Origin of the sequence: Isoptericola sp. BMS4, from assembly GCF_011634835.1 — a bacterium.
GTDB lineage: Bacteria > Actinomycetota > Actinomycetes > Actinomycetales > Cellulomonadaceae > Isoptericola.
Window position 1 is genome coordinate 2,135,289 of sequence record NZ_SIRP01000001.1, and the last position, 25,561, is coordinate 2,160,849.

Genomic DNA, 25,561 nt, shown 5'->3' on the forward strand with positions numbered 1-25,561 from the left:
GCCGGGAGGGCGCATCATGGGCCGGGTGAAGGACGGGTTCCTCCAGGTGCTGAAGCGGACCCTCAACCCGCTCACCCTGCGGGCCGCCCGGGCGGGTCGCGGACCGTTCGCGCTCGTCCGCCACGTGGGGCGCAGGTCCGGCCGCCGGTACGAGACGCCGCTGATCCTCGCCCCGACGGCGGGCGGGTTCGTCGCGGAGCTGACCTACGGCCCGCAGGTGTCGTGGTACCGCAACGTCGTCGCGGCCGGCGGGTGCGAGGTCGTCGTGGCCGGGCGCACCCACACGGTCGTCGGCGTGGAGCCGCTCGCGCCCGACGTCGGCCGTGCGGCCTTCCCCGCGCCCGCCCGCCTCGTCCTGCGCCTGCTGCGGCGTCGCGAGTTCCGCCTGCTGCGCACCCGCGGGCCGGCTGACCACGGCGGCGTCGTGCCCGGATCGTGGGACGCTCCCCAGAGTGATGCATAGATATGTATAGTGCTGCATATGGTCAGCATCCCGTCGCAGCAGCTCCGCGTCGCGGTCGCCGGCGCCTCCGGCTATGCCGGGGGCGAGTTCCTCCGCCTGGCGGCACGGCACCCGCACCTCGAGGTCGGCGCCCTCACGGCGCACTCGAACGCCGGCGCGCGCCTCGGCGAGCTCCAGCCGCACCTGCGATCCCTGGCCGACCGGGTGCTCGCGCCCACGACGCCCGAGGCGCTCGCGGGCCACGACGTCGTCGTCCTCGGGCTCCCGCACGGGGCGTCCGGGGAGATCGCCGCAGCCCTGCCCGACGACGTGCTCGTCCTCGACCTCGGCGCCGACCACCGGCTCGCGTCCGCCGCGGACTGGGAGGCGTTCTACGGCTCGACCCACGCCGGCACGTGGCCGTACGGGCTGCCCGAGCTGGTCCACGCCGACGGCGCGGGGTCGGTCGCGGGCACCCAGCGCGACCACCTCGCCGGTGCCCGCCGCGTCGCCGTCCCGGGCTGCAACGTCACCGCCGTCACGCTCGGGCTGCAGCCCGGCGTCGCCGCCGGCCTGGTGAGCCCGGTCGACGTCGTCGCCGTGCTGGCCAACGGCTACTCGGGGGCGGGCAAGTCCCTCAAGCCGCACCTGCTCGCGGCCGAGGGGCTCGGGTCGGCGGTGCCGTACGCCGTCGGCGGCACCCACCGGCACATCCCCGAGATCGCGCAGAACCTGCGGGTCGCCGGGGCGGCCGACGTGTCGATCAGCTTCACGCCCACGCTCGTGCCGATGTCGCGGGGCATCCTCGCCACGGTCACCGCGCGGCTGGCCCCCGGCCACGAGGCCGCGACCGGCGCCGACGTGCGCGCCGCCTGGGAGCGGGCGTACGCCGACGAGCCGTTCGTCGACGTCCTGCCCGCCGGGCAGTGGCCCACCACCGCCATGACGGCCGGGTCGAACACCGCCCTCGTGCAGGTCGCCCTCGACGAGGCCGCCGGGCGCGTCGTGACCGTCACCGCCATCGACAACCTCGTCAAGGGCACCGCCGGCCAGGCCGTGCAGGCCATGAACCTCGCCCTCGGCCTGCCGGAGACGGCCGGCCTCGTCACCGAAGGAGTCGCACCATGAGCGTCACCGCCGCCCAGGGCTTCCGAGCCGCCGGCGTGACCGCCGGCCTCAAGGAGTCCGGCACCCCGGACCTCGCCCTCGTGGTCAACGACGGCCCCGAGCACACGGCGGCGGCCGTGTTCACGAGCAACCGCGTCGTGGGCGCCCCGGTGCTGTGGTCGCGGCAGTGCGTCAAGGACGGCGTCGCGCGCGCTGTGGTGCTCAACTCCGGGGGCGCCAACGTGTGCACCGGTCCGGGCGGCTTCCAGGACTCGCACGCGACGGCGGAGACCGTCGCCGACGCGCTGGGCATCGGCGCGATCGACGTCCTCGTCGCCTCCACCGGCCTCATCGGCGTGCGGCTGGCCGCCGACAAACTCCTCGCGGGCGTGCCCGTCGCCGTCGAGGCGCTCGCGGACGACGACGCCGCGGGCCGGGCGGCCGCGACCGCGATCATGACCACCGACACCGTGGCGAAGACCGCGGTGCGCACCATCGAGACCCCGGACGGCACCGTGACCGTGGGCGGCATGGCCAAGGGCGCGGGCATGCTCGCCCCCGCGCTCGCCACGATGCTGTGCGTCGTCACGACCGACGCGGCCGTGGACGCCGGGACCGCGGACGCCGCGCTGCGCGAGGCGACCCGCCTGACGTTCGACCGGGTGGACTCCGACGGCGCCATGTCGACGTCCGACACGGTGGTGCTCATGGCGTCCGGCGCGAGCGGCGCCACCCCGGACGCCGCCGCGCTCACCGAGGCGGTCACCGCGGTCTGCGCCGACCTGGCCCGCCAGCTGATCGCCGACGCCGAGGGCGCGTCGCACGACGTCGCCATCACCGTCACGAACGCCACCACCGAGGACGCGGCCCTGGCCGTGGCCCGCGCGGTCAGCCGGTCCAACCTCGTCAAGGCGGCGATCTTCGGCAACGACCCCAACTGGGGGCGCATCCTGTCCCAGGTCGGCACCGTGCCCGAGGACGTCGCGCCCTACGACCCGGCCGAGCTCGACGTGAGCATCAACGGCGTCATGGTCTGCAAGGCCGGGGGAGCCCACGAGCCGCGCGAGTCGGTCGACCTCGCCGCGTCGCGCGAGGTCGCGATCACCGTCGACCTGCACGCCGGCGACGCGGAGGTCACCCTGTGGACCAACGACCTCACCCACGCGTACGTCCACGAGAACAGCGCGTACAGCTCATGAGCAGCGACGTCGTGAACGGGCTGGAGCCTGGCCAGAAGGCGGAGGTGCTCGTCGAGGCGCTGCCGTGGCTGCAGGAGTACGCGGGCGCGCTCGTCGTGGTCAAGTACGGCGGCAACGCCATGGTCGACGACACGCTCAAGGCGGCGTTCGCGCAGGACATGGTGTTCCTGCGCCAGGTGGGCCTGCGTCCCGTCGTCGTGCACGGTGGCGGCCCGCAGATCAACGCCATGCTCGAGCGCCTCGACATCCACAGCGAGTTCCGCGGGGGGCTGCGCGTCACCACGCCCGAGGCGATGGAGGTCGTGCGCATGGTGCTCACCGGTCAGGTCTCGCGCGAGCTCGTCGGGCTCATCAACGCCCACGGCCCGCACGCGGTCGGGCTGTCGGGGGAGGACGGCGGCCTGTTCGGCGCGACCCGGCGGCACGCCGTCGTGGACGGCGAGCCCGTCGACGTCGGCCTGGTGGGCGACGTCGTGCAGGTGCACCCGGCCGCCGTGCAGGACCTGCTCGACGCCGGCCGCATCCCCGTGGTCTCGACCGTGGCGCCCGACGTCGACGACCCCACCCAGGTGCTCAACGTCAACGCGGACACCGCCGCGTCGGCGCTCGCCGTCGCGCTCGGTGCCACCAAGCTCATCGTCCTCACGGACGTCGAGGGCCTGTACACCTCGTGGCCGGACACGGACTCGCTCGTCGAGGAGATCGCCGCGGACGACCTCGCGGCCCTGCTGCCGAGCCTCTCGGCGGGCATGGTGCCCAAGATGGAGGCCTGCCTGCGGGCGGTGCGCGGCGGCGTGCCGCGCGCCACCGTCATCGACGGCCGCCAGCCGCACTCCGTGCTCCTCGAGGTCTTCACCACCCGCGGCAACGGGACCATGGTCGTCCCCGACGTGGCGACCACCGCGACGGAGGCGAACGCATGAGCGACATCCTGGACACCGCCCTCGCCGGCGGCGAGCTGACCGGCATGGACTGGACCGACCGGTACACGCACGCCGTGATGGACACGTTCGGCCCCCCGCAGCGCGTGCTCGTGCGCGGCGAGGGCTCCTACGTGTGGGACGCCGACGGGCGGCGCTACCTCGACCTGCTCGCCGGCATCGCCGTCAACGCGCTCGGGCACGCCCACCCGACGCTCACCGCCGCGATCAGCGCGCAGCTCGGCACGCTGGGGCACGTGTCGAACTTCTTCGGCACGCCCACCCAGATCGCCCTCGCCGAGCGCCTGCTGCGGCTCGCGGGCGCCCCGGAGGGGTCGCGGGTGTTCCTCTCGAGCTCCGGCACCGAGGCGAACGAGGCCGCGTTCAAGATGGCGCGGCGCAACGGCCCCCGCGGGGCCCGGGTGCTGGCCCTGACCGGCGGGTTCCACGGCCGCTCGATGGGCGCGCTCGCCCTGACCGCGAAGGCGGCCTACCGCGAGCCCTTCGAGCCGCTGCCCGGCGGCGTGGAGCACGTGGAGTTCGGCGACACGGCCGCCCTGGACGAGGCCTTCTCCGCGGCGGCGGTGGCCGCGCGCGGCCCCGTGGCCGCGCTCGTCGTCGAGCCCGTGCAGGGCGAGGCGGGCGTGCGGCCGCTCCCCGAGGGCTACCTCGCCCACGCGCGGCGGCTCACCGCGGACGCCGGCGCGCTGCTGGTCCTCGACGAGGTGCAGACCGGCGTCGGGCGCACCGGGTCCTGGTTCGCCTTCCAGCAGCCGGAGATCGGCGGCGGCATCGTGCCCGACGTCGTCACCCTCGCCAAGGGCCTGGGCGGGGGCTTCCCCGTCGGCGCCACGATCGCCTTCGGAGAGCGGGCGGCGAGCCTGCTCGGGCGCGGCCAGCACGGCACCACGTTCGGGGGTAACCCCGTGGCCGCCGCGGCGGCGCTCGCCACCCTGGGCGTCATCGAGCGCGACGGGCTGCTCGCCCACGTGCGCGAGACGGGCGCGCTGCTCGCCCGCGAGATCGAGGCGGCGGCCAACCCGCTCGTCGCCGGCGTGCGCGGCCGCGGGCTGCTGCTCGCCGTCCGGCTCACCCGGCCCGTCGCGCCGCAGGTGGCCGCGGCGGCGCTCGACGCCGGCCTCATCGTCAACCCCGTCGCGCCCGACGCGATCCGGCTCGCGCCCCCGCTGGTCCTCACCGCCGACCAGGCCCGCGACGCCGCCCGCTTCTTCGCGTCCGTCGACGTGCCCGCCGCCCCGGAACAGTCCCCCGAGGAGACCGCATGACCCGCCACTTCCTGCGCGACGACGACCTCACGCCCGACGAGCAGCGCGAGATCCTCGAGCTGGCCATGGCCTTCCGCGAGGACCGCTACGTGCGCGCCCCGCTCGCCGGCCCGCAAGGCGTGGCGGTCCTGTTCGACAAGCCGACCCTGCGCACGCAGGTGTCCTTCGCCACCGGGATCGCCGAGCTCGGGGGCTTCCCGCTCGTGGTCGACGGGCGCCTGGCCCAGGTCGGGGTGCGCGAGTCCGTCGCGGACGTCACGCGCGTGCTCGACCGGCAGGTCTCGGCGATCGTGTGGCGCACCTTCGGCCAGGAGCGGATCGACGAGATGGCCGCGATCTCCCGCGTGCCCGTGGTGAACGCGCTCACCGACCAGTTCCACCCGTGCCAGATCCTCGCCGACCTCGTCACGATCGCGCAGCATCGCGGCGGCGTCGGCGCCCTGGCGGGGCAACGGCTCGCCTACGTGGGTGACGCGGCGAACAACATGGCCGCCTCGTACCTGCTCGGCGGGGCGACGGCGGGACTGCACGTGTCGGTCGCCGGCCCGGACGGCTACCTGCCTCCCGAGGGCGTCGTGGCCCGCGCGAGCGAGATCGCGGCCGCCACCGGCGGGTCGGTCACCGTGACGACGGACCCGCGCGTGGCCGTGGCCGAGGCCGACGCCGTCGTCACCGACACCTGGGTGTCCATGGGCGACGAGGACGAGGCCGCGGCCCGCGAGGGGGTCTTCGAGCCCTACCAGGTCGACGACACCCTGCTCGCCGCCGCGGCGCCGGATGCGATCTTCCTGCACTGCCTGCCCGCCTACCGCGGCAAGGAGGTCACCGCGTCGGTGATCGACGGGCCGTCCTCCGTGGTGTGGGACGAGGCCGAGAACCGCCTGCACGCGCAGAAGGCCGTGCTGACGTGGCTGCTGGAGGCGCGATGACGGACGCAACGGCCCCGGGGACGGGCGCGCCCGCGACCGGGGCTCCGGCGACGAAGGCCGCGCGCCACGCGCGCATCGTCGACATCGTGCGCCGCACCGCCATCCACTCGCAGGCCGAGCTCGCGCGCGAGCTCGCGGAGGCCGGCGTCACGGTGACCCAGGGCACCCTCTCGCGCGACCTCATCGAGCTGCGGGCGGAGAAGGTCCGCTCGGCCTCGGGCGCGCTCGTGTACGCCGTCCCCGGCGAGGGCGGCGACCGCAGCGTGCAGGCCGGCGGCACGGGGGAGCAGGACGTCGAGTACGTCGCCGCCCGGCTCGCCCGTCTGTGCAACGACCTGCTGGTCTCCGCGGAGGCCTCCGGGAACCAGGTGGTGCTGCGTACCCCGCCAGGCGCCGCCAACTACCTCGCCTCCGCCATCGACCACTCCGTCTTCCCCGGCGTGCTGGGCTGCATCGCCGGGGACGACACGATCCTCGTCGTCGCCCGCGACCCCGCCGGGGGCGACGACCTCGCCGCGCGCTTCCTCGAGCTCACCGGCGAATGACCACCGGCCGGCCTCCCCCGCGGGGGGAGCGGCGGCTGCCAGACTCGACCCGACCCCGAACGCAGGAAAGAGAACTCCCATGACTGATCGCGTCGTGCTCGCCTACTCCGGCGGCCTGGACACCTCCGTCGCCATCGGCTGGATCGCCGAGGCCACCGGGGCCGAGGTCGTCGCCGTCGCCGTCGACGTCGGCCAGGGTGGCGAGGACATGAACGTCATCCGCAAGCGCGCCCTGGACTGCGGCGCCGTCGAGGCGTACGTCGCGGACGCCCGCGACGAGTTCGCCACCGAGTACTGCATGCCCGCCCTCAAGGCCAACGGCATGTATCTCGACCGCTACCCGCTGGTCTCGGCCATCTCGCGGCCCGTCATCGTCAAGCACCTGGTGCGCGCCGCCCGCCAGTTCGGGGCCACCACGGTCGCCCACGGCTGCACCGGCAAGGGCAACGACCAGGTGCGCTTCGAGGTCGCGACGACGTCGCTCGCCCCCGACCTCAAGTCGATCGCGCCCGTGCGCGACCTGGCGCTCACCCGCGAGAAGGCGATCGACTACGCCGAGCGCCACTCCCTGCCGATCGCGACGACGAAGAAGAACCCGTTCTCGATCGACCAGAACGTGTGGGGCCGCGCCGTGGAGACCGGCTTCCTCGAGGACATCTGGAACGAGCCCACCAAGGACGTCTACTCCTACACCGACGACCCGACGTTCCCGCCGGTCGCCGACGAGGTCGTCGTCACGTTCGACCGCGGCGTCCCCGTCGCGCTGGACGGCGTCGCCGTCACGCCGCTGCAGGCCATCCAGGAGATGAACCGCCGCGCCGGCGCCCAGGGCGTGGGCCGCATCGACATCGTCGAGGACCGTCTCGTGGGCATCAAGTCCCGCGAGATCTACGAGGCGCCCGGTGCCGTGGCGCTCATCGCCGCCCACCAGGAGCTGGAGAACGTCACCCTCGAGCGCGAGCAGGCCCGCTTCAAGCGCGGCGTCGAGCAGCGCTGGACCGAGCTCGTCTACGACGGCATGTGGTTCTCCCCGCTGAAGAAGAACCTCGACACGTTCGTCGACGACACCCAGAAGTACGTCTCCGGCGACGTCCGCATGGTGCTGCACGGCGGGCGGGCCACCGTCACCGGGCGGCGGTCGGAGACCAGCCTGTACGACTTCAACCTCGCCACCTACGACGAGGGCGACTCCTTCGACCAGTCGCACGCCAAGGGCTTCATCGAGATCTACGGTCTGGCCGCCAAGCAGGCCGCGGCCCGCGACGAGCGCTTCGGCAACGGCCCGGACCTCGGCACCGGGGAGCTGTGACGATGCCCGGCACCGACCACACCCCCGACCACGAGCCCGGCGACGAGCTCGCGGGCCGGGACGCGTCGGACGTCGCCACCCCGGAGGAGCGCACCAGCCTGTGGGGCGGGCGCTTCGCCGGCGGACCGTCGCCGGAGCTGCAGGCGCTGTCCCAGTCGACGCACTTCGACTGGGCGCTCGCGGCCTACGACATCGCCGGGTCCCGGGCGCACGCCCGCGTGCTGCACGCCGCGGGCCTGCTGACCGACGACGAGCTGACGGGCATGCTCGAGGCGCTCGACCGGCTGGCCGCCGACGTCGAGTCGGGCGAGTTCTTGCCCGTCCTCGGCGACGAGGACGTGCACACCGCGCTGGAGCGCGGCCTCATCGAGCGCGCCGGCCCGGACCTCGGCGGCAAGCTGCGGGCCGGCCGGTCGCGCAACGACCAGATCGCCACGCAGGTGCGCATGTACCTGCGCGACCACGCCCGCGTCGTCGCCCGCCAGGTGCTGGACGTCGTCGACGCGCTCGTCGCGCAGGCGGACGCGGCCGGCGACGCGGTGATGCCCGGGCGCACGCACCTGCAGCACGCGCAGCCGGTGCTGCTCGCCCACCACCTCCTGGCGCACGCCTGGCCGCTGCTGCGCGACGTCGACCGGCTCGTGGACTGGGACGTGCGGGCGGCGCGCTCGCCGTACGGCTCGGGGGCGCTCGCGGGCTCGTCCCTGGGGCTCGACCCGGCCGCCGTCGCGGCGGAGCTCGGGTTCGACGGCCCGGTGGAGAACTCGATCGACGGCACGGCCGCGCGCGACGTGACGGCCGAGTTCGCCTTCGTGGCGGCGATGGTCGGCGTCGACCTGTCCCGGCTGTCGGAGGAGATCATCCTCTGGAACACCAAGGAGTTCGGCTTCGTGCGGCTCGACGACGCCTGGTCGACCGGGTCGAGCATCATGCCGCAGAAGAAGAACCCGGACATCGCCGAGCTGGCGCGCGGCAAGTCCGGGCGGCTCGTGGGCGACCTGACCGGGCTGCTGACGACGCTCAAGGGCTTGCCGCTCGCGTACAACCGCGACCTGCAGGAGGACAAGGAGCCCGTCTTCGACCAGGTCGCCACGCTCACGGTGCTGCTGCCTGCGTTCGCGGGCATGGTCCGCACGATCACGTTCGACACCGGCCGGATGGCCGAGCTGGCCCCGCAGGGGTTCTCGCTCGCGACGGACGTCGCGGAGTGGCTCGTGCGCCACGGGGTGCCGTTCCGGGTGGCCCACGAGGTCTCCGGCGCGTGCGTGCGGGTCTGCGAGGAGCGCGGCATCGAGCTGTGGGACCTGTCCGACGCCGACCTCGCGGCGATCTCCGAGCACCTCACCCCGGACGTGCGCGAGGTGCTCAGCGTCCCGGGCTCCGTGGCCTCCCGCGACGGAGTCGGCGGTACGGCCCCCGCGCGCGTCGCGGAGCAGCTCGCGGAGGCGAGGGGGAAGTCGGCCGAGTTCCGGTTCTGGGCCTCCGACGACGAGGCCTGACCCACCTGCCTCGGGTGCCGAACATGTGGTTCCTCCGGGACTCGACCCCTGAGTCCCGGAGGAACCACATGTTCGGCGTCGTGAAAGGACATGGTCGATGACGGTGCCCGACGACGTGCTCGCGATGCTCGTGCGGCGGGTGCGCGACGCCCGGCCGCGGCTGCCGGCGCCGGGCGCGCCCGAGCCGTGGCGGACCGTGCGCCTGGTGTGCGTGGACGGCCCCGCGGGGTCCGGCAAGACGACGCTCGCCACGCAGCTCGCGACCGCGCTGGACAGCGCCGTCGTGCACCTGGACGACCTGTACGAGGGATGGTCGGCGGGACCCGACGGCGGCGCGCGGCGCCTGGGCGAGTGGGTGCTCGAGCCGCTCGCCGCCGGGGGAGCGGGCCGGTACCGGCGCTACGACTGGTACGCGGGGGCGTACGCCGAGTGGCACGACGTCGAGCCGTGGCCCGTCGTGGTGGTCGAGGGGTGCGGCGCGGCGGCCCGGCAGGTCGACCCGGTGGCCGCCCTGCGGGTGTGGGTCGGGGCCGAGGACTCCGAGCGGCTGCGCCGCACCGTCGCGCGGGACGGGGAGGGGTCCCGTGCCCACCTGGTGCGGTGGATGGCGGACGAGCGGGTCCACTTCGCCCGGGAGCGCACCGAGACGCGCGCGGACGTGCGGCTCGACGGGCGGGGACGCGTCGTCGCGCGGCGCACCTGACGGCGCCCGGTCATACCTCGTGCTGCTAGGGTAATGATCCCTTGCAGCTCTAGGTATGGGAGTGCCCGTGCACATCGACAAGGACCTGGTCGCCGCGTCCGCGACCCCGCTCGTCCTCGGCATCCTCGCCGACGGCGAGTCGTACGGGTACGCGATCGCCAAGCGGGTCGCCGAGCTCTCCGGCGGCCGCATGCAGTGGACCGACGGCATGCTCTACCCGCTGCTGCACCGGCTCGAGCGGCTCGGCCTCGTGGCGTCCTCGTGGGGCAGGTCCGAGACCGGCCGGCGGCGCAAGCACTACGCCATCACCGACGCGGGCCGCGACGCGCTCGCCGAGCGCCAGGAGCAGTGGGCCGTCGTCGCCGGCGCCCTGCGCCAGGTCTGGCAGGGCGTCCGCGACGACGCGCGCGCCGTGCACCTGCCGGGCGCCGCGGCCGAGGGGTGGGCGTGACCGGGGCGCCGGAGCGGCTCGAGGCGCAGATCGACCAGTGGCGCGGGTACGTCCGGCGCCACCGGGCCATCGCGGCGAGCGACGTGGACGAGATGGAGGACCACCTGCGCGCGCAGGTCGACGACCTCGGCGCGACGGGCCTGGACGCCGACGAGGCCTTCCTCGTGGCCGTCAAGCGCATGGGCCGCCTCGACGACGTCTCGCGCGAGTTCGCCCGGGAGCACTCCGACCGGCTCTGGAAGCAGCTCGTCCTCGTCCCCGCCGACAGCGCGGCGCCGGCGGGCGCCACGCGGTGGCGCGAGCTCGCCGTCGTGCTCCTGCTCGCGGTCGGCGCCCGGCCTCGCGCTCAAGGTCGGCATCGCGACCATCGCCGACGAGTGGACGCTGACGCGCGACGCCGGCCTGCTCGTGATCCCCTTCGTGGCCGCCTACTTCGCCTGGAAGCGCCGGGTCCCGGCGCGCGTGCCGGCCGTCGCCGGCGGCGCGCTGCTCGTGCTCGCGGTCGTGGTGAACGCCTACCCCTTCGCGCCGGGTGGGTCGACCGGGACGCTCGCCGCGATCCACACGCCCGTCGTGCTCTGGGCGCTGCTCGGCGTCGTCTACGTCGAGGGACGGTGGCGGTCCCACGCGGGGCGCATGGACTTCGTCCGGTTCACGGGCGAGCTGGTCGTCTACCTGACGCTCCTCGCCCTCGGCGGCGGTGTGCTCGTCGGCCTGACGGCCGCCCTCTTCGGCGTGATCGACGTCGACCTGGAGCCCGCCCTCGAGTCCTGGATCCTGCCCTTCGGCGTCCCCGGGGCGCTGGTGGTGGCCGCCTGGCTCGTCGAGGCCAAGAAGAGCGTGGTCGAGAACATCGCGCCGGTGCTGACCCGCGTCTTCACCCCGCTGACCATCGTCATGCTGCTGGCGGCCCTGCCCGTCCTCCTCAGCGCCGGCGACCTCGCTGCCGCCGACCGCGGGCTGCTGATCCTCATGGACGCGATCCTCGTCCTGGTGCTGTGCCTGGTGCTGTACTCGATCTCCGCACGCGACCCGCTCGCGCCGCGCGGGCTCTTCGACGCGCTGCAGCTGGTCCTGCTCGTGGCGGCGCTCGCGGCCGACGCCGTGCTGCTGACCGCGATGCTCACGCGCATCGCCGAGTTCGGCCCGAGCCCGAACAAGGTCGCCGCCCTCGGCCTGAACCTGCTCCTGCTCACCCACCTGGCGCGCGCCGCGTGGCTCACCGGCGGGTTCCTGCGCGGCCGGCGCTCGTTCGCCGCGATCGAGCGGTGGCAGACCGGGTTCCTGCCCGTGTACGCGCTGTGGGCCGCCGTCGTGGTCGTCGTCTTCCCGCTCGTGTTCGGGTTCGCCTGACGTGCCCGGCGCGCGGGTGCCGGACGTGCCGCTGTCGGTGGCCGGCGCGATGATGAGCGGCATGCGCGTCCCGGACAGCTCCTGGTACGACCGCCCCTCGACCGACGTCGCGCGTGACCTGCTGGGCGCGGTCCTCCTGCGGCGCACGGCGGACGGCACGGTCGCCCTGCGGCCGACGGAGGTCGAGGCGTACGACGGCGAGCACGACCCGGGCTCCCACGCCTACCGGGGTCGCAGCGCGCGCAACGCGACGATGTTCGACGAGGGCGGGCGCCTGTACGTCTACCGCCACCTGGGCCTGCACCACTGCGTGAACGTCGTCTGCGGGCCGCCCGGGCGGGCGTCGGCGGTCCTGCTGCGCGCCGGCGAGGTGCTGGACGGCGCGGTTTCGGACGGCGGCGCGCGCGTCGGCGCCGCCGCGGACACGCCCCGAGGCGGCCGGGCGCTGGCCGCCCGCCGTCGGCGGGCGGCGGGGGTGCTGCGGTCCGACCGCGACCTCGCGCGCGGCCCGGCCCGCCTCACCGTGGCGCTCGCCCTGGACCTCGCCGACGACGGCGCCGACGTCACCGACCCGGCCGGGGGCGTCGTCGTGGCGCTGCCCGGCGGGCGGCAGGGTGCCTCGCCCGGCGTGGTCCGGTCCGGGCCCCGGGTCGGGGTGAGCGGCGACGGCGGCCGTGGCGACCTGTTCCCGTGGCGGTTCTGGCTCGACGGCGAGGACACCGTCTCGGACTACCGGCAGGCGGCGCGCCGGCCGGCGCGCGGCCCTGGTGGGGAAGGCCGGGCGGCCCGGTAGGCCGCCCGCGACGCACCCGCACCACGTGCGCGTGGGTACGCTCGGCACGGCCGGCGGCGTCGGCAGGCTCCCCGCGTCGCGGTGCCGTGTCCGCGGGGGCTGTCGACGGATCACGAGAGGATCGATACGTGCCCGGTGGGGACGATGTGGCGAGGGCGAGGTTCAGTGTGCGTCGGTACCGACGCACCCGCTGGGTCGTCGCGGCGGTGGGTCTTCTCGGCGGCGTCCTGGCCCTGGTCGCCAGAGCGCTGATCGGCGCGCCGGTCTTCGACGGCGACTGGTGGGCGGCCACGCTCGTCGTCGTGATCGTGGCGGTGACGAGCGCGCTCCTGATCGCGCTGCTGGTGCGCCGGTACGGGGCCCGGCGCGACCAGCTCGTCGCTCAGGTCCGCTAGGCACGTCCGGGTGCCGTGGTGATTCCCGCCTACTCGTCCCGCGAGCTCTGGTCCGACGCCGTCGACGCGGGCGTCGGCACCCAGGGCCTCTCGCGCCGCTGGACCACGGTGCTGGCCGTGGCCGTGGTCGGTGACCGCGCCGAGATCTGGATCTGCGGCGACCGGGAACCACGGTGGTCCGTGCGGCTCGTGCCGGGGCGCGTCGAGGCGCGCGAGATCGCGATGGGGGAGACGTCCCAGCCCGGGGTGCGGATCTCCGACGGTACGGCGTCCGCCTCCTTCGTCCCGCACTACGGGGTCGGCAGCAGCATCGCTTCCGTCGAACAGGCGCTGCGTGACCTCGGCGAGGACCCGGCGGACCATCTGGCGCCGTGAGTCCGGTGGTCGGTGGCGTCGTCCCCGTTCGTCGTCGGGCAGACTAGAGGGGCGGCCCGCGGTGGGCCGCGTTCCCTGACCAAGGAGTTGACACGGTGACCGACATCCTCGACGAGCTGCACTGGCGGGGCCTGGTGGCGCAGACCACCGACGAGGCCGCGCTGCGTTCTGCGCTGTCCGAGGGGCCCGTCACCTATTACGCGGGCTTCGACCCGACCGCGCAGAGCCTGCACGTGGGCCACATGGTGCAGCTGCTGACCATGCGCCGCCTGCAGCTGGCGGGCCACCGCCCGCTCGCCCTCGTGGGCGGCGCCACCGGGCTGATCGGCGACCCGCGCCCGACCACGGAGCGCACCATGCAGTCGCGCGACGTGGTCGCGGGCTGGGTGGATCGCATCCGCTCGCAGATCGAGCCGTTCCTCGACTTCGAGGGGCCGGCGGCCGCGCGGATGGTCAACAACCTCGACTGGACGGGGTCGATGTCCGCGATCGACTTCCTGCGGGACGTCGGCAAGCACTTCCGCGTGGGCACCATGCTCGCCAAGGACATCGTGGCGCGCCGCCTGCACTCGGACGAGGGCATCAGCTACACCGAGTTCAGCTACCAGGTGCTCCAGGGGATGGACTACCGGGAGCTGTACGAGCGCCACGGCTGCACGCTACAGCTCGGCGGCAACGACCAGTGGGGCAACCTGCTGTCCGGCGTCGAGCTCATCCGCAAGACCGACGGCGCGGCGGTGCACGCGATGACGTCGCCGCTGATCACCAAGGCCGACGGGTCCAAGATGGGCAAGTCCGAGGGAGGGGCCGTGTGGCTCGACCCCGAGCTGACGAGCCCGTACGCCTTCTACCAGTTCTGGCTCAACCAGGCGGACGCTGACGTCGTGAAGTACCTGAAGGTCTTCACGTTCCGCACCGCGGAGGAGATCGCCGCGCTCGAGCAGGAGGTGGCGGAGCGTCCCTTCGCCCGGGCGGCGCAGCGCGCCCTGGCGGGCGACCTGACCACGCTGGTGCACGGGCAGGGCGCGACCGACGCGGTCATCGGCGCGAGCCAGGCTCTCTTCGGTCGAGGCGAGCTGTCGGCCCTGGACGAGGGCACGCTCGGGGCTGCCGTGGCCGAGCTGCCACGGACCACGGCGAAGGCGGGGGACCTCGTCGTCGACGCGTTCGTGGGCACCGGGCTCGTCGCGTCCAAGGCGGCGGCACGCCGTGCGATCGCCGAGGGCGGGGCGTACGTGAACAACGTCAAGGTGACCTCCGACGAGGCGGTGCTCGAGCCCGCCGATCTGCTGCACGGCCGGTTCGCCGTCCTGCGGCGCGGGAAGAAGACCCTGGCGGTCGCGTCCACCGACTGAGGCGCGCGGTCGTAGGCGGGGGCGGGGGGCCACAGCCCTCCGCCCCCGCCTACGACCGCGCCAGCAGCGGCGCGGACACCCGGAAATGCGGCCCGACCTGCGAATTTGTCCTCCCCGCCGAGGTGTGTGTAATGTTCTCGTCGTTCGCCCGGCAGGGAGCAACGGACACCGCGGAGACGGCCTCAGGGTCGGGTACCGGTGGACGGTCCCGGAGGGCGGTCCTCCGATTCCTTCACGGGACGTCTTCGTGCGTCGCGCTTCGGATATCGGGCACGAGGCCTTCGTCAGACTCGATCGCAAGATCAGGACTTGACAGGGAGAACGGGCCTGGTAAGGTTGAAGGGTTGCCCCGGACGGGGTCGGGACGAGGTCCTGGTCTTGGATGGTGTGCGTCGGTTGTTTGAGAACTCAACAGTGTGCTTGATAGTCAATTCCTGGTCTTGGATGGTGTGCGTCGGTTGTTTGAGAACTCAACAGTGTGCTTGATAGTCAATGCCAAATTTTTGAACCTTTAGTGGTTCCTTTGGATCGGACAGTCTAGTTTTTTGCTAGCTTGTCTGGCCAGTATCGATTGGCATCGCGGGTCCTTTTTTGGGGGTTCGTGGTGTTGTTCTCTCTTTTACGGAGAGTTTGATCCTGGCTCAGGACGAACGCTGGCGGCGTGCTTAACACATGCAAGTCGAACGGTGAAGCCCAGCTTGCTGGGTGGATCAGTGGCGAACGGGTGAGTAACACGTGAGCAACCTGCCCTCCACTTCGGGATAAGCCTTGGAAACGGGGTCTAATACCGGATATGAGCACTTGCCGCATGGTGGGTGTTGGAAAGTTTTTCGGTGGGGGATGGGCTCGCGGCCTATCAGCTTGTTGGTGGGGTGATGGCCTACCAAGGCGTCGACGGGTAGCCGGCCTGAGAGGGCGACCGGCCACACTGGGACTGAGACACGGCCCAGACTCCTACGGGAGGCAGCAGTGGGGAATATTGCACAATGGGCGAAAGCCTGATGCAGCGACGCCGCGTGAGGGATGACGGCCTTCGGGTTGTAAACCTCTTTCAGCAGGGAAGAAGGCCTTCGGGTGGACGGTACCTGCAGAAGAAGCGCCGGCTAACTACGTGCCAGCAGCCGCGGTAATACGTAGGGCGCAAGCGTTGTCCGGAATTATTGGGCGTAAAGAGCTCGTAGGCGGTCTGTCGCGTCTGGTGTGAAATCCCATGGCTCAACTGTGGGCGTGCATCGGGTACGGGCAGACTAGAGTGCGGTAGGGGAGACTGGAATTCCTGGTGTAGCGGTGGAATGCGCAGATATCAGGAGGAACACCGATGGCGAAGGCAGGTCTCTGGGCCGCAACTGACGCTGAGGAGCGAAAGCATGGGGAGCGAACAGGATTAGATACCCTGGTAGTCCATGCCGTAAACGTTGGGCACTAGGTGTGGGGCTCATTCCACGAGTTCCGTGCCGCAGCTAACGCATTAAGTGCCCCGCCTGGGGAGTACGGCCGCAAGGCTAAAACTCAAAGGAATTGACGGGGGCCCGCACAAGCGGCGGAGCATGCGGATTAATTCGATGCAACGCGAAGAACCTTACCAAGGCTTGACATACACCGGAAACATCCAGAGATGGGTGCCCCGTAAGGTCGGTGTACAGGTGGTGCATGGTTGTCGTCAGCTCGTGTCGTGAGATGTTGGGTTAAGTCCCGCAACGAGCGCAACCCTCATCCTATGTTGCCAGCGGGTTATGCCGGGGACTCATGGGAGACTGCCGGGGTCAACTCGGAGGAAGGTGGGGATGACGTCAAATCATCATGCCCCTTATGTCTTGGGCTTCACGCATGCTACAATGGCCGGTACAGAGGGCTGCGATACCGTAAGGTGGAGCGAATCCCAAAAAGCCGGTCTCAGTTCGGATTGGGGTCTGCAACTCGACCCCATGAAGTCGGAGTCGCTAGTAATCGCAGATCAGCAACGCTGCGGTGAATACGTTCCCGGGCCTTGTACACACCGCCCGTCAAGTCACGAAAGTTGGTAACACCCGAAGCTCATGGCCCAACCCTTGTGGGGGGAGTGGTCGAAGGTGGGACTGGCGATTGGGACTAAGTCGTAACAAGGTAGCCGTACCGGAAGGTGCGGCTGGATCACCTCCTTTCTAAGGAGCATCTGAGGATCCTGCAGCTGTTGTTGTGGGGTCTTGGCAGGCCATCGTAGGCGCCGAGTGTGTGCCTGGTGGTTGCTCATGGGTGGAACATTGACTGTAGGGCTCTCGTGTCGTGGGGGCTGGTGAGTACGCCGACTGTGTGTTGGTGGGAAAGCTGGTTCGTGTGGTGCGGGGGTCTGTTGAGCACACTGTTGGGTCCTGAGGCAATCGGCGTCTCGGGCTGGTCTGGTTCCTGCTGTGGTGGTGGGGGTCGGGGTGGTTCGGGGTGTTCGGGGGTCTTTGGTTGGTTGACGCGGGTCACTGGTGGTGCGAACCGCTCGGTGCCGTGCCTGGCATGTTGCTGGTTCTCCTGTTTCTGTGTGGTTCTTCGTCCTCGCGCTTGTGGGGGTGGGGGGTCTGTGGGGTGGGGGTTCTGGTGGTGTGTGGGGTGTGGTGGTGGGTAGGCGTGCTGGTTGCTGGTGGGTCGTCCGTTGCTTGAGAACTGCATAGTGGACGCGAGCATCCCAGATGTTCGAAGGCCGGCTGTACTGGTGGCCCCCGGTTGTGGGGCCTTGGTGTGGTTGGTTCTTTGGATCTCTGTAGCAAATTTTGTAGTGTGTCGAAGTTTTTAAGGGCACAGGGTGGATGCCTTGGCACTAGGAGCCGAAGAAGGACGTGGTAGCCTGCGATAAGCCTCGGGGAGTTGGCAAACGAGCTGTGATCCGAGGGTGTCCGAATGGGGGAACCCAGCCTCAGTCATGTGGGGTTACCTGTATCTGAATTCATAGGGTGCAGGGGGGAACGTCGGGAAGTGAAACATCTCAGTACCGGCAGGAAGAGATATTCCGTGAGTAGTGGCGAGCGAAAGCGGATGAGGCCAAACCGTGCGTGTGTCAAGCTGTCAGGCGTTGCACGTGCGGGGTTGTGGGACCTTCTTCAAGGATCTGACAGTTCTTGGACCAGTAAGAAAGTCGTGTCATAGTCGAACCGCATTGAAAGGCGGACCATAGTGGGTGTGAGTCCCGTAGACGAAATGGTGCGGCCTGGTGGAGGGGATCCCAAGTAGCACGGGGCCCGTGAAATCTCGTGTGAATCTGGCAAGACCACTTGCTAAGCCTAAATACTACCTAGTGACCGATAGCGGACCAGTACCGTGAGGGAAAGGTGAAAAGTACCCCGGGAGGGGAGTGAAATAGTACCTGAAACCGTGTGCCTACAATCCGTCGGAGCCTCCTTGGTTGGGGTGACGGCGTGCCTTTTGAAGAATGAGCCTGCGAGTTAGTGCTCGGTGGCGAGGTTAACCCGTGTGGGGAAGCCGTAGCGAAAGCGAGTCCGAATAGGGCGATCCAGTCGCCGGGTCTAGACCCGAAGCGAAGTGATCTAGCCATGGGCAGGTTGAAGCGCCGGTAAGACGGCGTGGAGGACCGAACCCACTTAGGTTGAAAACTGAGGGGATGACCTGTGGTTAGGGGTGAAAGGCCAATCAAACTTCGTGATAGCTGGTTCTCCCCGAAATGCATTTAGGTGCAGCGTCACGTGTTTCTTGCCGGAGGTAGAGCTACTGGATGGCCGATGGGCCTCACCGGGTTACTGACGTCAGCCAAACTCCGAATGCCGGTAAGACAAGCGTGGCAGTGAGACTGCGGGGGATAAGCTTCGTAGTCGAGAGGGAAACAGCCCAGACCACCGGCTAAGGCCCCTAAGCGTGTGCTCAGTGGGAAAGGATGTGGAGTTGCACAGACAACCAGGAGGTTGGCTTAGAAGCAGCCATCCTTGAAAGAGTGCGTAATAGCTCACTGGTCAAGTGATTCCGCGCCGACAATGTAGCGGGGCTCAAGTACACCGCCGAAGCCGTGGCACTCACACGATAATCTAGCATCGACTTGATCGGTGTTCAGGTGTGTGGGTGGGTAGGGGAGCGTCGTGTGGGCAGTGAAGCCGCGGAGTCATCCAGTGGTGGAGGCCACACGAGTGAGAATGCAGGCATGAGTAGCGAATGACGGGTGAGAAACCCGTCCGCCGAATGACCAAGGGTTCCAGGGCCAGGTTAATCCGCCCTGGGTTAGTCGGGACCTAAGGCGAGGCCGACAGGCGTAGTCGATGGACAAGGAGTTGACATTCTCCTACCGGCGAAGAACCGCCCATACCGAGCCCGGTGATGCTCACCACCCCAATCCACCACCGAGTTCCTTCGGGGACTCACCGGTGGGGCGGCGTGGGACCCGAACCGGTAGTAGGTAAGCGTGTTAACAGGGGTGACGCAGGAAGGTAGCCCGGCGTGGCGATGGTTGTCCACGTCCAAGGTCGTAGCCCGTCTGGTAGGCAAATCCGCCAGGCACTCAGGTGAGAACTGATGGTGACCGCATCAGCGGGAATCGGGTGATCCTATGCTGCCGAGAAAAGCCTCGACGTGAGGTTCTAGCCGCCCGTACCCTAAACCGACTCAGGTGGTCAGGTAGAGAATACCAAGGCGATCGAGCGAATCGTGGTTAAGGAACTCGGCAAAATGCCCCCGTAACTTCGGGAGAAGGGGGGCCTGAACCGTGACCCGGACTAGCTCCGGTGAGGCGGGGAGGGCCGCAGAGACCAGGGAGAAGCGACTGTTTACTAAAAACACAGGTCCGTGCGAAGTCGCAAGACGATGTATACGGACTGACGCCTGCCCGGTGCTGGAAGGTTAAGAGGACGGGTCAACCCTTGTGGTGAAGCCCAGAATTTAAGCCCCAGTAAACGGCGGTGGTAACTATAACCATCCTAAGGTAGCGAAATTCCTTGTCGGGTAAGTTCCGACCTGCACGAATGGCGTAACGACTTCTCCGCTGTCTCAACCGCGAGCTCGGCGAAATTGCACTACGAGTAAAGATGCTCGTTACGCGCAGCAGGACGGAAAGACCCCGGGACCTTTACTACAGCTTGGTATTGGTGTTCGGTTCGGCTTGTGTAGGATAGGTGGGAGACTATGAAGCCCGGCCGCCAGGTCGGGTGGAGTCATCGTTGAAATACCACTCTGGCCGCATCGACCATCTAACCTCGGTCCGTGATCCGGATCAGGGACAGTGCCTGGTGGGTAGTTTAACTGGGGCGGTTGCCTCCCAAAATGTAACGGAGGCGCTCAAAGGTTCCCTCAGCCTGGTTGGCAATCAGGTGTCGAGTGCAAGTGCACAAGGGAGCTTGACTGTGAGACCGACAGGTCGAGCAGGGACGAAAGTCGGAACTAGTGATCCGGCGGTGGCTTGTGGAAGCGCCGTCGCTCAACGGATAAAAGGTACCCCGGGGATAACAGGCTGATCTTGCCCAAGAGTCCATATCGACGGCATGGTTTGGCACCTCGATGTCGGCTCGTCGCATCCTGGGGCTGGAGTAGGTCCCAAGGGTTGGGCTGTTCGCCCATTAAAGCGGTACGCGAGCTGGGTTTAGAACGTCGTGAGACAGTTCGGTCCCTATCCGCTGCGCGCGTAGGAAACTTGAGAAGGGCTGTCCCTAGTACGAGAGGACCGGGACGGACGAACCTCTGGTGTGCCAGTTGTCCTGCCAAGGGCACCGCTGGTTAGCTACGTTCGGAAGGGATAACCGCTGAAAGCATCTAAGCGGGAAGCCTGCTTCAAGATGAGGTTTCCATCCCCCACGGGGGTGAAGGCACCCAGCTAGACCACTGGGTAGATAGGCCGGATGTGGAAGACAGGACTAACGACTGTCGCAGCTGACCGGTACTAATCAGCCAACAACTTCACACACCCAACATGCGTGGGGTGGGAGAGTAGGACGCCGCCGAACACCCTTTCATGTGAAGGCCCACCCCCGGATACCCCGGGGGTGGGCCTTCACGCATACCCCCACACCCACCCGTGATCCGCACACTCCACGTGGGCCGCTCCCGACCACTCATCGTCGAGGCCCGCGCGGCGCTGCGCGGCAAGGCATCCTGATCAGCCCCGGTGCGGATCGGCTCGGGTGGTGACAGGTGCGCGCTGTCACAGCTGCCCGTGGCCGGCAGGGCCCTGTCGAGCGATGGTGACGTGGGAGAATACCGGGGCATTGTCGTCGAGAAGGGGTAGACCGTGAACGCATCGCCCGAGGACCGGGGCCGGGACGACTCGGCCGGCCGTTCGCCGCACCGTGGCGGCGGTACCTCCCGCAGCGGGGACCGGGACCGGAGGGCGGCCAGCGGCCGCGGTGGAGCCCAGCAGGGCCGCACGATCGGCGGTCGCCGTGAGGAGCGGCAGGACGACCGACGGTCGACGCGAGGCGGTCCTCCGGGAACCGACCGCCGAGGCGCCGACGACGGACGACGGACGGGGGCCCGCAGGGACGACACCGCGCGGGGAGCGTCGGACCGCCGTGACCGGCGGGACGCGCCGGCTGGAGGCGAGCGTCGTGGTGCTCCCGACCGCGGTGACCGTCGCGGTGCGCCGGACCGTGGCGAGCGTCGTGCTCCCGACCGTGGTGAGCGCCGTGGTGCGCCGGATCGCGGAGACCGCCGTCCCTCGGAGCGTGGCGACCGGCGCGGTGGCCCGGACCGCGCGGGTGCCGGGCGGGGCGACGGCCCCCGCGGGCAGGTCCGACGCGGAGCCGACGCCCGCGGGGCGGACGCGCGGCGCTCCGGACCGGGGCGCCCGGCGGCGCACCGTGGCGCGTCGCGCCCGGGGGAGGACAAGCGGCCCCGCACCCCTGAGCCGGAGATCGCCGAGGACGCGTCGATGGGTCAGCTCAGCCGCGACACCCGCGCGCGGATGCGCGGCCTGACGAAGGAGAACGCCGAGCGCGTCGGCCTGCACCTGGTCATGGCCGGCCGCCTGCTCGACACCGACCCCGAGCGTGCCTACGAGCACGCCCAGGCGGCGGTGCGGCGCGGGGGACGGATCGACGTCGTGCGGGAGGCCGCGGGGATCGCCGCCTACCGCACCGGCAGGTTCGCCGAGGCGCTGCGCGAGCTGCGCACGGTCCGCCGGCTCAACGGGTCGTCGGAGCACCTGCCGCTGATGGCGGACGCCGAGCGTGGCCTCGGGCGCCCGGAGCGAGCCATCGCCCTCGCGGCGAGCGAGGAGGCCCGCACCCTCGACGCCGAGGGCCGCACCGAGCTCGCCATCGTGGTGAGCGGGGCCCGGTCCGACCTGGGCGAGCACGAGGCCGCGCTGACCGTGCTGGACCGCATCCCGGCCGCCGAGCGGACCGGCGAGCTCGGGGTCCGGGTCCTGCAGGCCCGGGCCGTGGCCCTCGAGCAGGCCGGACGTGCCGACGAGGCCGCCGCGGTGCTCGCCGGCATCGACCCGGACGTGCTCGACCGCGCCGCCGGGGTGTCCCTCGACGACGACGTGGTGGTCTACGACGTCTACGACGAGTCGGCCGAGCCCGACGAGCCCGAGGACGACGCGCCCGAGGCCGACGTCACGGACGACCACACGACGCGGGACGCCGGCCAGGACGCACCCGCCGCACCGGGCGACGGAGACGACCCGCCCGTGCCGGAGGCGCGGGACGAGGAGCCGCGGGCGTGACGGCGATGCTGCGCGGCAGCGCCGAGCCGCTCGCCACGGCCCACGACCTCGCCCTGGTCGACCTGGACGGCGTCGCGTACCGCGGCCACCTCGCGATCCCGCACGCCGCGCCGAGCCTCGTCTCGGCGCGCGACGCGGGACTGCGGCTCGTGTTCGTGACGAACAACGCGTCCCGGGAGCCGGAGGACGTCGCCGGTCAGCTCACCGGCCTCGACATCCCGACGTCGCCCGACGAGGTGATGACGGCGGCGCAGGCCTGCGCCGCGCTGCTGCGGACGCGGCTCGCGCCGGGCGCCCGCGTCCTGGTGATCGGCGGCGCCGGCCTCGTCACCGCCGTCGAGGCCGCTGGCCTGCGGGTCGTGGAGTCGGCCGACGACGCACCGGAAGCGGTGGCCCAGGGGTACGCCCCCGGCCTGGCGTGGCCCGACCTGGCGGAGGCGGCGTACGCCGTCGCCGGCGGGGCGTGGCACGTGGCCAGCAACCTCGACCTCTCGCTGCCGACGGCGCGGGGTTTCGCCCCCGGCAACGGCGCGCTCGTCGGCGCGGTCACCGCGGCCACCGGCGTCCGCCCGGACAGCGCCGGCAAGCCGTCGCCGACCATGTACCGGATGGTCGTCGAGCGCAGCGGCGCACAGCGACCCCTGGTGGTCGGGGACCGGCTCGACACCGACCTGGCGGGAGCGCGGGCCGGCGGCTACCCGGGCCTGCACGTCCTCACGGGCGTCTCCTCCGCGCGGGACGCCGTGCTGGCGGAACCGGAGCTGCGTCCCGACTTCGTCGGTGCGGACCTGCGGTCGCTGCTCGAGCCGCACCCCGAGCCCGAGCCGGCCGCGGACGGCTGGTGGCGGTGCGGCGACCGGGCGGCACGCGTCACCGGCCGTACGCTCGAGATCGACAGGGAAGGGCCCGCCGGGATCGACGTGGTCAGGGCCGCGTGCGCGGCAGCGTGGGAGGTCGTCGACGCCGGCGGCACCCTCGACCCGTCGAGCGTGCCCGAGCTCACGGCCTGAGGGCCCGGGCCGCCGTCCCCAGGACGTGCGTGGTGCACCCGTCGACGTCGGCGGTTCCGGGTACCGTGGACCCGGCCGCGGCGCCGTCATGACCACGAGGACCACGACGCGCGGCACCTGACGCCGCCGCGCACGACGCCGTCGGCGCGAAGCGAGCGGCGAGGCACGTGAGGAGGGACGATGACACGGGACACCGGAGAGCCGGGACCGGGCACGGTCGAGGACGACGCCACCCCGGGTTCCGTGGCGGAGGCGCTCTCCGGCCTGGACGACCTGCCCCTGGAGGAGCACGTGGCACGGTTCGGTGCCGTCCACGACCGGCTCCGTGCCCGGCTCGACGGGCAGGACGAGCAGGCGGGCGCCCCCGGGGCGGAGGCCTGATGCCCGACGTGCGCGCGGACGTCGAGCTCGTGCGCCGCGGACTCGCCCGCTCCCGTCGTCAGGCCGCCGAGCTGGTCGCGGCCGGTCGCGTGCACCTGGCCGGCCGCACGGTCGCCAAGCCGTCGGCGCAGGTGCCGGCCGGCGCGACGCTGGAGGTCGCGCACGACCCCGACGACCCGGGCTTTGCCTCGCGCGCCGGCGGCAAGCTGGCCGGGGCGCTGGCCGCGCTGGCCGCGCACCCCGTGGGACGCGCGCTGGTGGACGCCCTGCCCGGGGCGGCGTGCCTCGACCTGGGCGCGTCCACCGGCGGGTTCACCGACGTCCTGCTGCGGCACGGTGCGGCGCACGTCGTGGCGCTCGACGTCGGGCACGACCAGATCGTCCCGTCGCTGCGCTCCGACCCACGGGTCGACGTCGTCGAGGGATTCAACGTCCGCGACCTGACGCCGGGCACGCTGGACGCCGCCCCGGACGTCGTCGTCGGTGACCTGTCATTCATCTCCCTGACCCTCGTGGTGCGCCCGCTCGCGAGCGTGCTCGGTGCGCGCTCGCACGTGCTGCTGCTGGTCAAGCCGCAGTTCGAGGTCGGGCGCGAACGGCTCGGCAGCGGCGGCGTCGTGCGCGACCCCGGCCTGCGAGCCGACAGCGTGCGCACCGTGGTCCGCGCGGGCGCCGACGCCGGGTGGCGGCCGGTGGCGCTCGTGCCGAGCCCAGTCCCCGGCCCGAGCGGCAACACGGAGTACTTCTGCTGGTTCGTCGTCGGCGACCACGGTGAGGAGCCCGCGACCGGGGACGACGCGGTGGCCGCCGCTGCGCGGGAGGCCGTCGCGTGGTCCCCGCCCGCCGACGGCACACAGCCCGGCACCGTCCCCGCCGTCCCGCCCGTCCTGCCGATCGGAGGAGCCCCGTGACCCGCCGAGTCCTCGTCGTCACGCACGGTGGCCGGCCGGAGGCCGTGGCCGCCCTGTCCGAGGCGGTGCGCGAGCTCACCGCCGCCGGCTTCGAGGTGGCGCTGCACGACGACGACCTCGCCGAGTCCTTCGGCGACCACATGGCCGCGGCCCGGGTCCGGGAGGGGGTCACCGAGTCCGAGGTCGTCATGGTCCTCGGCGGCGACGGGACCATCCTGCGCGCCGCCGAGCTGACGCACGGCACCGGGGTGCCCCTGCTGGGCGTCAACCTCGGGCACGTCGGCTTCCTCGCGGAGAGCGAGCGCGAGAACCTGCGGCACGCGGTCCAGCGGCTGGCGGCGCGCGACTACGAGGTCGAGGAGCGCGCGGTCGTCGACGTCGTCGTGCACCTGCCGGGTGAGCCCGAGCCGATGACCGGCTGGGCGCTGAACGAAGCCACCGTCGAGAAGGCGCAGCGCGAGCGCATGGTCGAGGTCGGCATCGCGGTGGACGGGCGCCCCCTGTCCTCCTTCGGCTGCGACGGCGTCGTGATCTCTACGGCCACCGGGTCGACGGCGCACGCCTTCTCCGCGGGCGGGCCGGTGATGTGGCCGGACGTGGACGGCGTGCTGCTCGTGCCGCTCTCCGCGCACGCCCTCTTCGCGCGCCCGCTGGTGATCGGCCCTCGGTCCACGTACACGGTCAAGGTGCTGGAGCGCAGCGCCGTCGGGGCGGTGCTCACCTGCGACGGCCGCCGGCGCATCGACCTGCCCGTGGGGGCCCAGGTCGAGGTGCGTCGTGGCGCGCTCCCGCTGCGCTTCGCACGGCTCTTCACCGCCCCGTTCACCGACCGGCTCGTGTCCAAGTTCTCGCTGCCCGTGGTGGGGTGGCGCGAGCTGGCGGCGCAGCGTCCCGAGCGGGGCGACGACCGGTACGACGAGGCGGAGCGGGACGGCAGGCACGACGACCCCGAGCAGGACAAGGAGGCGTGAGGC

The 25,561-nt window shown here is 71.2% G+C and carries 21 protein-coding genes, 2 rRNA genes and 1 pseudogene; all 24 read left to right on the forward strand.

What is annotated here, in order from left to right:
* Positions 1 to 16: 16 nt before the first annotated feature.
* On the forward strand, positions 17 to 463 hold the full coding sequence (locus EYB28_RS09510; RefSeq protein ID WP_166847060.1) for a nitroreductase family deazaflavin-dependent oxidoreductase: 447 nt from the start codon (positions 17 to 19) through the stop codon (positions 461 to 463).
* An 18-nt stretch (positions 464 to 481) separates the two neighbouring features.
* Positions 482 to 1,570, forward strand: coding sequence for an N-acetyl-gamma-glutamyl-phosphate reductase (gene argC, locus EYB28_RS09515; RefSeq protein WP_166847062.1), 1,089 nt, complete (start codon positions 482 to 484; stop codon positions 1,568 to 1,570).
* On the forward strand, positions 1,567 to 2,748 hold the full coding sequence (argJ, locus tag EYB28_RS09520; RefSeq protein WP_166847065.1) for a bifunctional glutamate N-acetyltransferase/amino-acid acetyltransferase ArgJ: 1,182 nt from the start codon (positions 1,567 to 1,569) through the stop codon (positions 2,746 to 2,748). Before argC ends, argJ begins: the two co-directional genes overlap by 4 nt.
* A complete protein-coding gene (gene argB, locus EYB28_RS09525; RefSeq protein WP_166847068.1) occupies positions 2,745 to 3,671 on the forward strand; it encodes an acetylglutamate kinase in 927 nt (308 codons plus the stop codon). Before argJ ends, argB begins: the two co-directional genes overlap by 4 nt.
* Positions 3,668 to 4,954, forward strand: a complete 1,287-nt coding sequence (locus tag EYB28_RS09530; protein WP_166847070.1) for an acetylornithine transaminase — start codon at positions 3,668 to 3,670, stop codon at positions 4,952 to 4,954. The genes argB and EYB28_RS09530 overlap by 4 nt, the downstream gene beginning before the upstream one ends.
* On the forward strand, positions 4,951 to 5,883 hold the full coding sequence (argF, locus tag EYB28_RS09535; protein ID WP_166847072.1) for an ornithine carbamoyltransferase: 933 nt from the start codon (positions 4,951 to 4,953) through the stop codon (positions 5,881 to 5,883). The genes EYB28_RS09530 and argF overlap by 4 nt, the downstream gene beginning before the upstream one ends.
* Positions 5,880 to 6,428: an arginine repressor gene (locus tag EYB28_RS09540; RefSeq protein ID WP_166847074.1), complete on the forward strand. Its 549-nt coding sequence runs from the start codon at positions 5,880 to 5,882 to the stop codon at positions 6,426 to 6,428. The genes argF and EYB28_RS09540 overlap by 4 nt, the downstream gene beginning before the upstream one ends.
* A gap of 79 nt (positions 6,429 to 6,507) precedes the next feature.
* Complete coding sequence (locus EYB28_RS09545; RefSeq protein ID WP_166847076.1) at positions 6,508 to 7,737, forward strand: argininosuccinate synthase; 1,230 nt, start codon at positions 6,508 to 6,510, stop codon at positions 7,735 to 7,737.
* Positions 7,738 to 7,739: 2 nt separating this feature from the next.
* On the forward strand, positions 7,740 to 9,236 hold the full coding sequence (argH, locus tag EYB28_RS09550) for an argininosuccinate lyase (protein WP_166847078.1): 1,497 nt from the start codon (positions 7,740 to 7,742) through the stop codon (positions 9,234 to 9,236).
* Positions 9,237 to 9,333: 97 nt separating this feature from the next.
* Positions 9,334 to 9,939 carry an AAA family ATPase gene (locus EYB28_RS09555; RefSeq protein WP_166847080.1) on the forward strand — a complete coding sequence of 202 codons (606 nt, stop codon included), beginning with the start codon at positions 9,334 to 9,336 and terminating at the stop codon, positions 9,937 to 9,939.
* Positions 9,940 to 10,006: 67 nt separating this feature from the next.
* Positions 10,007 to 10,390 carry a PadR family transcriptional regulator gene (locus EYB28_RS09560; RefSeq protein WP_166847082.1) on the forward strand — a complete coding sequence of 128 codons (384 nt, stop codon included), beginning with the start codon at positions 10,007 to 10,009 and terminating at the stop codon, positions 10,388 to 10,390.
* Between the two features lie 92 nt (positions 10,391 to 10,482).
* A pseudogene (locus EYB28_RS20320) lies at positions 10,483 to 10,542 on the forward strand (hypothetical protein); the annotation flags it as partial.
* A 256-nt stretch (positions 10,543 to 10,798) separates the two neighbouring features.
* Entirely contained in the window at positions 10,799 to 11,743 is a 945-nt protein-coding gene (locus EYB28_RS09565) for a hypothetical protein (RefSeq protein WP_240930475.1), read from the forward strand.
* A gap of 61 nt (positions 11,744 to 11,804) precedes the next feature.
* Positions 11,805 to 12,536: a DNA-3-methyladenine glycosylase gene (locus EYB28_RS09570; RefSeq protein WP_166852089.1), complete on the forward strand. Its 732-nt coding sequence runs from the start codon at positions 11,805 to 11,807 to the stop codon at positions 12,534 to 12,536.
* Between the two features lie 167 nt (positions 12,537 to 12,703).
* Positions 12,704 to 12,931 carry a hypothetical protein gene (locus EYB28_RS09575; RefSeq protein ID WP_166847085.1) on the forward strand — a complete coding sequence of 76 codons (228 nt, stop codon included), beginning with the start codon at positions 12,704 to 12,706 and terminating at the stop codon, positions 12,929 to 12,931.
* Positions 12,932 to 12,949: 18 nt separating this feature from the next.
* Positions 12,950 to 13,306, forward strand: coding sequence for a hypothetical protein (locus EYB28_RS09580; RefSeq protein WP_166847087.1), 357 nt, complete (start codon positions 12,950 to 12,952; stop codon positions 13,304 to 13,306).
* Between the two features lie 95 nt (positions 13,307 to 13,401).
* Positions 13,402 to 14,661, forward strand: coding sequence for a tyrosine--tRNA ligase (gene tyrS, locus EYB28_RS09585; protein WP_166847090.1), 1,260 nt, complete (start codon positions 13,402 to 13,404; stop codon positions 14,659 to 14,661).
* Between the two features lie 618 nt (positions 14,662 to 15,279).
* Positions 15,280 to 16,802: ribosomal RNA gene (locus tag EYB28_RS09590) — 16S ribosomal RNA — on the forward strand.
* Between the two features lie 605 nt (positions 16,803 to 17,407).
* Positions 17,408 to 20,524 (forward strand): 23S ribosomal RNA (locus EYB28_RS09595).
* The 16S and 23S rRNA genes sit together here, the layout of an rRNA operon.
* A 963-nt stretch (positions 20,525 to 21,487) precedes the next feature.
* The gene (locus tag EYB28_RS09600) at positions 21,488 to 22,285 is read left to right on the forward strand and encodes a hypothetical protein (RefSeq protein WP_240930476.1); all 798 of its coding nucleotides are present in this window, start codon (positions 21,488 to 21,490) and stop codon (positions 22,283 to 22,285) included.
* Positions 22,282 to 23,295, forward strand: a complete 1,014-nt coding sequence (locus EYB28_RS09605) for an HAD-IIA family hydrolase (protein ID WP_370459462.1) — start codon at positions 22,282 to 22,284, stop codon at positions 23,293 to 23,295. Before EYB28_RS09600 ends, EYB28_RS09605 begins: the two co-directional genes overlap by 4 nt.
* A gap of 180 nt (positions 23,296 to 23,475) precedes the next feature.
* Positions 23,476 to 23,676, forward strand: coding sequence for a hypothetical protein (locus tag EYB28_RS09610; protein ID WP_166843763.1), 201 nt, complete (start codon positions 23,476 to 23,478; stop codon positions 23,674 to 23,676).
* Complete coding sequence (locus tag EYB28_RS09615; RefSeq protein ID WP_166847093.1) at positions 23,676 to 24,587, forward strand: TlyA family RNA methyltransferase; 912 nt, start codon at positions 23,676 to 23,678, stop codon at positions 24,585 to 24,587. The genes EYB28_RS09610 and EYB28_RS09615 overlap by 1 nt, the downstream gene beginning before the upstream one ends.
* Complete coding sequence (locus tag EYB28_RS09620; protein WP_166847096.1) at positions 24,584 to 25,558, forward strand: NAD kinase; 975 nt, start codon at positions 24,584 to 24,586, stop codon at positions 25,556 to 25,558. The genes EYB28_RS09615 and EYB28_RS09620 overlap by 4 nt, the downstream gene beginning before the upstream one ends.
* The last annotated feature ends 3 nt before the right edge of the window (positions 25,559 to 25,561 follow it).